Source organism: Streptomyces sp. NPDC003379 (genome assembly GCF_053589195.1).
In genome coordinates, this window is the sequence record NZ_JBSFRK010000001.1 from 268,916 (window position 1) to 279,675 (window position 10,760).

The 10,760-nt window shown below is 72.8% G+C and carries 7 protein-coding genes and 1 pseudogene; 3 read left to right on the forward strand and 5 right to left on the reverse strand.

Annotated elements, in window-relative coordinates; genetic code table 11:
* The first annotated feature begins 113 nt into the window (after positions 1-113).
* On the forward strand, positions 114-1,643 hold the full coding sequence (locus tag ACWDVB_RS01160; RefSeq protein ID WP_451513446.1) for a helix-turn-helix domain-containing protein: 1,530 nt from the start codon (positions 114-116) through the stop codon (positions 1,641-1,643).
* Between the two features lie 62 nt (positions 1,644-1,705).
* Here the strand turns inward: ACWDVB_RS01160 and ACWDVB_RS01165 are convergent, their stop codons facing one another.
* From ACWDVB_RS01165 to ACWDVB_RS01180, 4 genes are all read right to left on the reverse strand, one after another.
* Positions 1,706-2,425 (reverse strand): hypothetical protein, encoded by a 720-nt coding sequence (locus ACWDVB_RS01165; RefSeq protein WP_451513447.1) that lies wholly within the window; start codon positions 2,423-2,425, stop codon positions 1,706-1,708.
* Between the two features lie 132 nt (positions 2,426-2,557).
* Complete coding sequence (locus tag ACWDVB_RS01170; protein WP_451513448.1) at positions 2,558-3,439, reverse strand: alpha/beta fold hydrolase; 882 nt, start codon at positions 3,437-3,439, stop codon at positions 2,558-2,560.
* 26 nt (positions 3,440-3,465) lie between these two features.
* Positions 3,466-3,864 (reverse strand): RidA family protein, encoded by a 399-nt coding sequence (locus tag ACWDVB_RS01175; protein WP_451513449.1) that lies wholly within the window; start codon positions 3,862-3,864, stop codon positions 3,466-3,468.
* Between the two features lie 420 nt (positions 3,865-4,284).
* The gene (locus tag ACWDVB_RS01180) at positions 4,285-5,445 is read right to left on the reverse strand and encodes an acyl-CoA dehydrogenase family protein (protein WP_451513450.1); all 1,161 of its coding nucleotides are present in this window, start codon (positions 5,443-5,445) and stop codon (positions 4,285-4,287) included.
* Between the two features lie 109 nt (positions 5,446-5,554).
* On the opposite strand from ACWDVB_RS01180, the pseudogene ACWDVB_RS01185 reads away from it, so the two are divergent.
* A pseudogene (locus tag ACWDVB_RS01185) lies at positions 5,555-7,171 on the forward strand (AMP-binding protein); the annotation flags it as partial.
* A 346-nt stretch (positions 7,172-7,517) separates the two neighbouring features.
* Positions 7,518-8,342: a PaaX family transcriptional regulator gene (locus ACWDVB_RS01190; protein WP_451513451.1), complete on the forward strand. Its 825-nt coding sequence runs from the start codon at positions 7,518-7,520 to the stop codon at positions 8,340-8,342.
* Positions 8,343-8,353: 11 nt separating this feature from the next.
* Here ACWDVB_RS01190 and ACWDVB_RS01195 read toward each other — a convergent pair whose 3' ends face one another.
* Positions 8,354-10,657 (reverse strand): bifunctional salicylyl-CoA 5-hydroxylase/oxidoreductase, encoded by a 2,304-nt coding sequence (locus ACWDVB_RS01195; RefSeq protein ID WP_451513452.1) that lies wholly within the window; start codon positions 10,655-10,657, stop codon positions 8,354-8,356.
* Between the last annotated feature and the right edge of the window lie 103 nt (positions 10,658-10,760).

A 10,760-nucleotide genomic window follows, 5' to 3' on the forward strand; every position in this document is an offset into this window, starting at 1 on the left:
GAACTCCCGTACGGAGGGCGGTCGCGTTCCCGAACGGGCCATCCGTGGGGCCGCTCCCCATATGGCTCACCCCAGCGCGCGCTTCATCTCATATCTGAGATAGCCTGCGAAACATGGCAGACGACTACCTCGTACGCATCGGCAAGCTCATCCGTGACGCCCGGCAGCACAGAGGCTGGACACAGACGCAGCTCGCCGAGGCGCTCAGCACCAGCCAGAGCGCCGTGAACCGCATCGAGCGCGGCAATCAGAACATCAGCCTTGAGATGATCGCCCGTATCGGTGAGGCGCTCGACAGCGAGATCGTGTCGCTCGGTTACGCCGGGCCGATGCACCTGCGGGTGGTCGGCGGACGCCGGCTCTCCGGCTCCATCGACGTCAAGACGAGCAAGAACGCGTGCGTGGCGCTGCTCTGCGCGTCCCTGCTCAACAAGGGCCGCACGGTGCTGCGCCGCGTCGCCCGCATCGAGGAGGTCTACCGCCTCCTGGAGGTGCTCAACTCCATCGGGGTGCGCACCCGTTGGATCAACGACGGCGTCGACCTGGAGATCGTGCCGCCCGCCAAGCTGGAGATGGACGCCATCGACGCGGACGCGGCGCGCCGCACCCGCTCGATCATCATGTTCCTCGGCCCGCTGCTGCACCGCATGGACCGCTTCAAGCTGCCGTACGCGGGCGGCTGCGACCTGGGCACCCGCACGATCGAGCCACACATGATCGCGCTGCGCCGGTTCGGCCTGGACATCGCGGCGACCGAGGGGCTGTACCACGCCGAGGTCGCGCGGGACGTCTCCCCCGACCGGCCCATCGTGCTGACCGAGCGCGGCGACACCGTCACCGAGAACGCGCTGCTCGCCGCCGCCCGCAGCGCCGGCACGACCGTCATCCGCAACGCCTCGTCGAACTACATGGTCCAGGACCTGTGCTTCTTCCTGGAGGCGCTGGGCGTGAAGGTCGAGGGCATCGGCACGACGACGCTGACCGTGCACGGCGTGCCGACCATCGACGTCGACGTCGACTACTCCCCCTCCGAGGACCCGGTCGAGGCGATGAGCCTGCTCGCCGCCGCCGTCGTCACGGAGTCCGAGCTGACGGTGCGCCGGGTGCCGATCGAGTTCCTGGAGATCGAGCTGGCGGTCCTGGAGGAGATGGGGCTCGACCACGACCGCACGGCGGAGTACGCGGCGGACAACGGCCGCACCCGCCTCATCGACCTCACGGTGCGCCCCTCCAAGCTGGAGGCGCCCATCGACAAGATCCACCCGATGCCGTTCCCCGGCCTGAACATCGACAACGTCCCGTTCTTCGCGGCCATCGCGGCGGCGGCGCAGGGCAAGACGCTGATCCACGACTGGGTCTACGACAACCGCGCGATCTACCTGACGGACCTCAACCGCCTGGGCGGCCGCCTCCAGCTCCTGGACCCGCACCGGGTCCTGGTGGAGGGCCCGACCCGCTGGCGCGCCGCCGAGATGATGTGCCCGCCCGCGCTGCGCCCCGCCGTGGTCGTCCTGCTCGCCATGATGGCGGCGGAGGGCACGTCGGTGCTGCGCAACGTGTACGTGATCAATCGCGGGTACGAGGATCTGGCGGAGCGGCTGAACTCGGTGGGGGCGCAGATCGAGACGTTCCGGGACATCTGAGTTCCGGGTGGGCGTGGCGCTCCACGCCACGCCCACACTCGCGCCCGCCGCTGGCCTGCGCGCTACTGGCCCGAGGCCGCGAGTTCCTTGAGGTCGACCGTGTCGCCCTTGCCCGGAGCCTTCGGGGTCACGGGCTTGTTGTAGTCGGTGAACGTCGCCTCGTTGGGCTTGTCGCCGCCCTTCACGGAGCTGCGCAGGATGTACGGCTTGCCTTCCGTGGCGACGTACAGCGTGTGGGTCTCGCCCCCGGAGGCCCTCTTCGTCAGAGTGATGGCCTCCTTCCCGTCGACGGACGTGGTGTCGCCCTTCTTCATGCCCTTGCGGGTCGACTTGTCCTCGTCCATCGAGGCGACCAGGCCCTGCTTGTCGCAGAGGCCGGAGGTCGAGGCGTCGTCGGCGGGCATCTTGACCCACTTGTCGGTGACCTTGGCGAGCACCTTGTCCGAGCCGGGCTGGTTCTTCAGCGAGTTCTTCCAGTACTGCTCGTTGCCGCGCACATACAGCGTCGCGTTCGTGTGCCGCAGCTCGGCCTTGGCGCCCGCCGTGTCGACGGTCCCCTCGCAGTTCTTCTCCTGGTCGACCGCGAGGTCCACGCTCACCGACTTCCCGCCGGCCTGCCGCATGTCACCCTTGAGGCGCATCGACTCGGCCTGCTTGGTGGCCTCGACGGCCTTGGCCGCGATCTGGTCGGCGCTGTCCTTGGCGAAGGGCTTGTCGGAGCCGCCGCCGTCACCGCCGTCGCTGTCTCCGCACCCCGTCAGCAGAGCGGCCGAGAGTCCCATGATCCCGATGACACCTGAAACCTTGGTCGCACGCACGTGTTCACCCCTCCAGACTCGCCTCGGCCCGGTTGGCCGCGGCCGTCTCCAGGTACCCCGTAACCGGGCCTCGACGCGGGGGACTTGACCGGGCGGTCAGGGAGTGTGGGCGGAGGCGGGGGTGAGCGGAGGCCCGCCGGGCGTGGTCTCCTCGACGAAGGCGCGGATCGCGTCGGCGAGGCCGGCGGGGCGGTCCAGCGGGATCAGCGTGCGGCAGTCGTCCAGTTCGACGAGCCGCCCCCGGGGCAGCAACTCGGCCAGCCTGCGGCCGTGTTCGGGCGGCATCATGCGGTCCTGTCTGCCCCACACCACGAGCGCGGGGCGGTCGTAGGAGCGCAGGCCCTCGGCGGCCTCCATCATCTCCGAAGGATGCGCCGCCCTCAGATAGCGGATCAGGACGCGGCGGGCGGCCGGGTCCTTGCGCAGCGGTTCGATCCAGCGGTCGATCAGGTCGTGCGCCACGGGCCTGTGCGCCATGACCGCGTAGCCGGTGCCGGGGATGCGGCGGGCCGGGCGCAGCGCGAGGCCGTGCGCCATCGCCGCGATGCCGCCGGGAATCCTGGCGGCCGCCACCATCATCTTGCCGCCCGCGCGGGGTGGGTAGTTGTCGAACGCCTCACAGCCCGCGATCACCAACCGGCCGACCCGGTCGGGACGTTCGGCGGCCAGCTGCTGGAGGCGGCCGCCGTCGTTCTCCACGAACACCGTCTCGTCGCCGAGCATCAGGGCGTCCGCGAACTCGCCGATGAGCAGGGCCATCGTGCGCGGGGTCAGCTCGGCGCCGGGCCGCAGCGGGGTGCGGTGGCTGCCGTAGGGCAGGGTCGGCACGACGCAGCGGAACTCGGTGCCGAACTCGTCCACGACGTGCCGCCAGACCGAGCCGTCCTGGGCGGGCCCGTGCAGCAGCACGAGCGGAACGCCATCCCCGCCGGTGTCCTCGTACGCGATGCTTCCGACGCCGGTCCCGATCTGCGGCATGCCCCCACCCCTCCACGGCGCCCCGGTCAGTCGAGGACCGCCACCCCGTCAAGCTCCACCAGCGCTTGATCGTCCCACAGACGAGCGGCGCCCACCACGGCCATCGCGGGGTAGTCGCGCCCCGCCAACCTCCTCCAGACCGCGCCCAGTTCGGGGGCGTGCGCGCGGTAGTCGGCGACGTCCGTGGCGTAGACGGTGACGCGGGCGAGGTCGGCGGGGGTGCCGCCCGCGTGCCGCAGGGCGCTGAGCAGATTGGCGAGCGCCCGCTCGAACTGCTCGGGCAGGGTGACACCGACGACCTTGCCGTCACCGTCCAGAGCGGTCTGCCCCGCGAGGAAGACCAGACGGGATCCGGTCGCGGTGACGGCGTGCGAGAAGCCGGTGGGCGGGGAGAGTTCGGCGGGATTGACACGGTGCAGGGCCATGGGGCCGGGACTCCTCGGTCGTGGACGAGACGGACACGAATGGGCGACACGGATGCCCACCCAGGGGCGCGGCGAACCGCGCGACCAGCCACGGCCGACCCGCACGGCCGCGGCCCCAGGGGCGCGGGGAACTCCGCGACCAACCACCGCCGGCCCGCAGACACGGACGGGGCCCGGCTCCCCCAGGGGCGCGGGGAACTGCGCGACCAACCACGGCCGACCCGCACGGCCGCGGCCCCAGGGGCGCGGGGAACTGCGCGACCAGCCACCGCCGACCCGCAGACACGGACGGGGCCCGGCTCCCCCAGGGGCGCGGGGAACTCCGCGACCAACCACAGCCGACCCACACAGCCGCGGCCCCAGGGGCGCGGGGAACTGCGCGACCAGCCACCGCCGACCCGCAGAACACCCGACCGGCGGTCACCCATACAGCTCCTTGGCGATGATCCCGCGCTGAACCTCACTCGCCCCCTCATAGATCCGAGGCGCCCGCACCTCGCGATAGAGGTGTTCCAGAAGATGCCCGCGCCGCAGCGCACACGCACCGTGCAGCTGGACGGCCGCGTCGACCACGTACTGCGCCGCCTCCGTAGCGAACAGCTTCGCCATCGCCGCGCGCCGCGCGCCGCCGGGGGCCCCGGCGCCTTCACGGTCGTACGCGGAAGCCGCCGCGTAGACCATCAGGCGGGCCGCCTCCGTACGCAGGGCCATCTCGGCGACCTGGTGGGCGACCGACTGGAGGTCCTTCAACTTCCCCCCGAACGCGTCCCGCTCCGCGGTATGCGCGAGGCTCGCGTCCAGCGCCGCCGCCGCCATGCCGACCGCGAACGCGCCGACGCTCGGCCGGAACCGGTTCAGGGTGGTCATCGCGGTCCGGAAGCCGCGGTCGGTCTCGCCGAGTACGTCGTCGCGGCCGACCCGTACGCCGTCGAAGGCGAGCGCGCCGATCGGGTGCGGGGAGAGCATGTCGAGGGGCGTGCCGGTGAGGCCCGCGCGGTCGGCGGGGACGAGGAAGGCGGTGACGCCGCGGGCGCCGGCGCCCGGGGACGTACGGGCGAAGACGGTGTAGAAGTCGGCCTCGGGGGCGTTCGAGATCCAGCACTTCTCGCCGGTGAGGCGCCATCCGTCAGGCCCGTCCGGCGCCGCTTCCAGGGACAGGGCCGCCGCGTCGGACCCCGCGCCCGGCTCGGAGAGCGCGAACGCCGCGACGGCGCGCCCGGCGCGGACGGGCGGCATCCAACGCTCCCGCTGCGCCGCCGTGCCGTGCACGTGCACGGGGTGCGCGCCGAGGCCTTGCAGCGCGAGGGCGGTCTCGGCCTCCGTACAGGCGTAGGCGAGGGACTCGCGCATCAGGCAGAGATCGAGGGCGCCGGTTCCCCGGCCGGGGTGGGGGGTGGATCCGTCGTCGAAGAGGCGTGCCAGCAGGCCCAGTTCGCCCAGCGCCTCGACCAATGGCCGGTTCACTCGGCCCGGCTCCCCCTTCTCCGCCAACGGCCTCAGCCGCTCCGCCGCGAGCCCGCGCAGCTCCTCGCACCAGGCGGTTTGTTCCGGGTCGAGCGAGAATGTCGCCGATGTCGCCATCCCGGGCCCCTCCTTTATCGCGCACCGTTGACTGCCGTCACCATCACGATACGCTCGTGGGGCGAGCCCACCACAGCGCCCGACCGGCAGGCAAGGGGGCAGAGCCGCCATGGAACCGAACGGCATCCCGGGGCTGACACCATCCGGCCACATCGACACCTTCGCCCGGGACCGTCTCCCCCCGCGCGAACAGTGGCCCGCCCTCGTCCACGACCGCCCCGAGCTGCACTACCCCGCCCGCCTCAACTGTGGCACGGAGCTGCTGGACCGGACGGTGGAGCGGCTGGGCCCGGAGCGGCCCGCCTTCCACTCCGCGTCCGGCGAGACCTGGACGTACGGCGTCCTGCGCGGCCACGTCGACCGGATCGCGCACGTGCTGAGCGCCGAGCTGGACGTGCGGCCGGGGCAGCGGGTACTGCTGCGCGGGCCCACCACGCCGTGGCTCGCGGCCTGCTGGCTGGCGGTGATGAAGGCGGGCGCGGTCGCCGTGACCGTCCTCGCCCAGCAGCGGGCGCCGGAGCTCGCCACCATGTGCGAGATCGCCGAGGTGCGGCACGCGCTGTGCGACATACGGTCGGTCGACGACCTGGTCAAGGCCGGTGTGCCGGGGCTGAGTGTCACCACGTACGGCAGTGGGGGCCCCGACGACCTGCTGGCGCGCGCGGCCCGGCAGGGCGGGCGCCGCGCGTACGAGGCGGTGGACACGGCGGCCGACGACGTCGCGCTCATCGCGTTCACGTCCGGCACGACGGGCCGCCCCAAGGGGTGCATGCACTTCCACCGCGATGTGCTCGCCATCGCCGACACCTTCGCGCGGCACATCCTCAAGCCGGTCCCGGACGACGTGTTCGCGGGCAGTCCCCCGCTCGGCTTCACGTTCGGGCTCGGCGGGCTCGTCATCTTCCCGCTGCGCTTCGGCGCCTCGTCGGTGCTGCTCGAACAGGCCGCCCCCAAGCAGCTGCTGCCCGCGATCGAGCGGCACGGGATCACGGTGCTGTTCACCGCGCCGACCGCGTACCGCACGATGCTGGAGCAGCTCGACGCGTACGACGTCTCCTCACTGCGCCGCTGCGTCTCGGCCGGCGAGAACCTGCCCGCGGCGACCTGGCAGGCCTGGCACCGGCGCACCGGGCACCGCGTCATCAACGGCATCGGCGCGACGGAGCTGCTGCACATCTTCATATCCGCCGCCGACGAGGCGATCCGGCCGGGTACGACGGGGCGCCCCGTACCGGGGTGGCACGCGCGCGTGGTGGACGGTTCCGGGGCGCCGGTGCCGGACGGCGAGCCGGGGCTGCTCGCGGTACGCGGACCGGTCGGCTGCCGCTACCTCGCCGACGAGCGGCAGCTCCACTACGTACGCCACGGCTGGAATCTCACCGGCGACACGTACATCCGCGACGCCGACGGCTACTTCCGCTACGTGGCGCGGGCGGACGACATGATCATCTCGGCCGGTTACAACATCGCGGGCCCCGAGGTGGAAGAGGCGCTGCTGCGCCATCCGGACGTCGCCGAGACGGCGGTCGTAGGACGCCCCGACGAGCTGCGCGGCCAGGTGGTGGTGGCCTACGTGGTACCACGCGAGGGCACACCACGTGACGCGGACCGCCTGCGCGCCTTCGTGAAGAGGGAACTCGTCCCCTACAAGTGCCCGCGAGAGATCGTCTTCCTGGACGCACTGCCGAGGACGGCGACGGGGAAGCTGCAGAGGTTCCGGCTGCGGGGGGAGAGTGCGGGGGGCCTGGCGGCGGGGGCACCGGCGGACCCAGCGGCGCCGTCGGCGGCGTCAGTGACGGGAGCGCCGGCAGACCCGGCGGCGCAGCCATCGGCGACGGCATCGGTGGATCCCAGGGCGCAGCCATCGGCGACGGCATCAGCGAAACCAGCGGCGCAGCCATCGGCGACGGCGTCAGTGGTGTCAGTGACGGGGGCGCCAGCAGACCCGACGGCGCAGCCATCAGCGACGGCGCCAACGGAGTCGGCGGCGGAGTCGGCAGCGGGTCCGGCGGCAGAACCAGCGGCGGGGGCGGCGGGGGTGGCTGGTGGGCTGGGGAACGTAGAGTGATCACGTGTCCGAGCAGCACAGTCCACGGTCCCTGATCGTCACCTTCTACGGCGCCTACGGCCGGGCGGCGCCCGGGCCGGTCCCGGTGGCCGAGCTGGTGCGTCTCCTCGCGCCGGTCGGCGTCGACGCGCCGTCGGTGCGTTCGTCGGTGTCGCGGCTCAAGCGGCGCGGCCTCCTCGTGCCCGCGCGCACGGAGGCGGGCGCGGCCGGGTACGCGCTCTCCCCCGACGCGCGCCAGCTCCTGGAGGACGGCGACCGCCGCATCTACGGCGGTGCGGCGGGGACGCGGGAGGGCGGCTGGGTCCTCGCCGTCTTCTCCGTGCCCGAGGCGGAGCGGCACAAGCGGCATGTGCTGCGCTCCCGCCTCGCGGGCCTCGGCTTCGGCACGGCGGCGCCCGGCGTCTGGATCGCCCCCGCGCACCTGTACGAGGAGACCAGGCATACTCTGGAGCGCCTCCAACTCGCCGCGTACGTAGATCTGTTCCGCGGCGAGCATCTCGGCTTCGCCGCGACGGCGGAGGCGGTGGCCCGTTGGTGGGACCTGGCCGCCCTGGCCAAGCGGCACGAGGCGTTCCTGGACCGCCACGAGCCGGTCCTGCGCTCCTGGGAGGCCCGCGGAGACGCTCCCCCGCCTCCCGAGGCGGCCTACCGCGACTACCTCCTGGCCCTCGACTCCTGGCGCCAACTCCCTTACGCCGACCCGGGCCTGGCCGCGGCGCTCCTGCCGCGGGACTGGCCGGGCGCGCGGTCGGCCGCGGTGTTCGCGGGCCTTGACGGGTGGCTGCGGGAGGCCGGTGCGCGGTACGTGTCGCCGCCCGAGGGGAGCTGAGGACGTCCGCTTCAACTCCCCAGTGAGAGCCGCGGTTTCGGCGCGTCCGTGCGGCCCGTCTGGGGGCGACGGCTACCTGCGCGGTACTGGACGGGCCACATCGCGCCGGGGCCCGCGTATCCCTGCTCGGCAGCCGCGTGCAGGGTCCAGTGGGGGTCGTAGAGGTGGGGGCGGGCGAGAGCGCAGAGGTCCGTGCGGCCCGCGAGGAGGAGGGAGTTGACGTCGTCCCAGGAGGAGATGGCGCCGACCGTGATCACGGGGATGCCCGTTTCGTTGCGGATGCGGTCGGCGTACGGGGTCTGGTAGGAGCGGCCGTACGCGGGGCGTTCCTCGGCGACGACCTGGCCCGTCGAGACGTCGATGGCGTCGGCGCCGTGCGCGGCGAAGGCGCGGGCGATCGCGACGGCGTCGTCGGCCGTGGTGCCGCCCTCGGCCCAGTCGGTGGCGGAGATCCGGACCGTCATCGGCTTGCCGTCCGGCCACACCTCGCGGACGGCGTCGAAGACTTCGAGGGGGAAGCGGAGGCGGGAGGGCAGGGAGCCGCCGTACGCGTCCGTGCGGTGGTTGGTGAGGGGCGAGAGGAAGCCCGACAGCAAGTAGCCGTGGGCGCAGTGCAGTTCGAGGAGGTCGAAGCCCGCGTGGTCAGCGCGGCGGGCGGCGGCGGCGAACTGTTCGCGGATCTCCGTGAGTCCGGCCCGCGAGAGTGCGTGCGGGGTCTGGCTGCCCGGCTTGTACGGGAGCGGGGAGGCCGCGGAGACCGGCCAGTTGCCGTCGGGCAGCGGCTCGTCGATGCCCTCCCACATCAGTTTCGTCGAACCCTTGCGACCCGAGTGGCCCAGCTGTACGCCGATCGCCGCGCCGGGCGCCTGGGTGTGGGCGAAGTCGGTGATCCGCCGCCAGGCGTCGGCCTGTTCGGGGGTGTAGAGGCCGGCGCAGCCCGGTGTGATGCGGCCGCGCTCGCTGACGCAGACCATCTCGGTCATGACAAGGCCCGCGCCGCCGAGCGCCCTGGCGCCCAGGTGGACCAGGTGGAAGTCGCCGGGGACGCCGTCCACGGCGGAGTACATGTCCATCGGGGAGACCACGACGCGGTTGCGCAGGGTGAGGCCGCGCAGGGTGAAGGGCGTGAACATGGGGGGCGTACCGTCCGGGCAGCCGAACTCGCGCTCCACGGAGCGGGTGAAGTCGGCGTCGCGCAGGCGGAGGTTGTCGTGGGTGACGCGGCGGCTGCGGGTCAGGAGGTTGAACGCGAACTGGCGGGGCGGCTGGTCGAGATGGTCGGGCAGGCGCTCGAACCACTCCAGGCTGGCGCGGGCGGCCCGCTGAGTGGACTCGACGACGGGGCGGCGCTCCGTCTCGTACGCCTGGAGGGCGCTCGGGATGTCGTGGTGCTCCTGGAGGCAGGCGGCGAGGGCGAGGGCGTCCTCCACGGCGAGCTTCGTACCGGATCCGATGGAGAAGTGGGCGGTGTGCGCGGCGTCGCCCAGCAGGACCGTGTTGCCGTGCGACCAGCGGGAGTTGACGACCGTACGGAAGTTTGTCCAGGCGGATTTGTTGCCGCGCAGGGGGCGGCCGCCGAGCGCTTCCGTGAAGATCTTGGCGCAGCGGTCGGTGGACTCGCGCTCGTCGAGGCCGTCGAAGCCCGCCGCCTCCCAGACCTCCTCGCGCATCTCGACGATGACGGTGGACGCGCCGGAACCGGCCGCGGAGAAGGGGTAGCCGTGCAGCTGCATCACGCCGTGCTCGGTCTCGGCGATCTCGAAGCGGAACGCGTCGAAGGCGAAGTCGGCGGCCAGCCAGATGTACCGGCAGCGGTGGGTCGTGACGCTCGGCCCGAAGGCGTCGGCGTGCGCCTCGCGGGTGAGGCTGTGCACGCCGTCCGCCGCGACGACCAGGTCGTACGCCGTGGCGAGCGTGGCGGCGGGCGGCGCCCCGGTACGGAAGCGGAGCTCGACCCCGAGGTCGCGGCAGCGCGCGTGCAGAATCTCCAGAAGCCTGCGCCGCCCGAGCGCCGCGAAGCCGTGTCCGCCGGAGGTGTGGCGCCGGTCGCGGTGCACGATGTCGATGTCGTCCCAGCGTACGAACTCCGCCTGGAGGGCGGCGTAGACGGCGGGGTCGGCGTGCTCGATGCCGCCGAGCGTCTCGTCGGAGAGCACGACACCGAAGCCGAAGGTGTCCTCGGGGGCGTTGCGCTCCCAGACGGTCACCTCACGCCCGGGGTCGAGCCGCTTGAGCAGCGCGGCGGCGTAAAGACCGCCGGGACCGCCACCGATGACGGCGATACGGTGCGCTGCGAGCGGCGTGAGCGGAGCCATCCGGATCGCGGCGGGGCCGCGCTGGGCCGGGCCCGTAGGCACGACCCGGCCGGCCGCGGGGGGTATCGAGGGCGGCAGCGGTCCGCCACTCGCCCCCGGCGAC

Bases quoted from the DNA above. Each gene is read 5' to 3' on its own strand.
- ACWDVB_RS01175 (WP_451513449.1), bottom strand. From the start codon at position 3,864: ATGGCCCTGCACCGTGTCAATCCCGCCGAACTCTCCCCGCCCACCGGC.
- ACWDVB_RS01180 (WP_451513450.1), bottom strand. From the start codon at position 5,445: ATGGCGACATCGGCGACATTCTCGCTCGACCCGGAACAAACCGCCTGG.
- ACWDVB_RS01195 (WP_451513452.1), bottom strand. From the start codon at position 10,657: ATGGCTCCGCTCACGCCGCTCGCAGCGCACCGTATCGCCGTCATCGGT.
- ACWDVB_RS01165 (WP_451513447.1), bottom strand. From the start codon at position 2,425: ATGGGACTCTCGGCCGCTCTGCTGACGGGGTGCGGAGACAGCGACGGC.
- ACWDVB_RS01160 (WP_451513446.1), top strand. From the start codon at position 114: ATGGCAGACGACTACCTCGTACGCATCGGCAAGCTCATCCGTGACGCC.
- ACWDVB_RS01170 (WP_451513448.1), bottom strand. From the start codon at position 3,439: ATGCCGCAGATCGGGACCGGCGTCGGAAGCATCGCGTACGAGGACACC.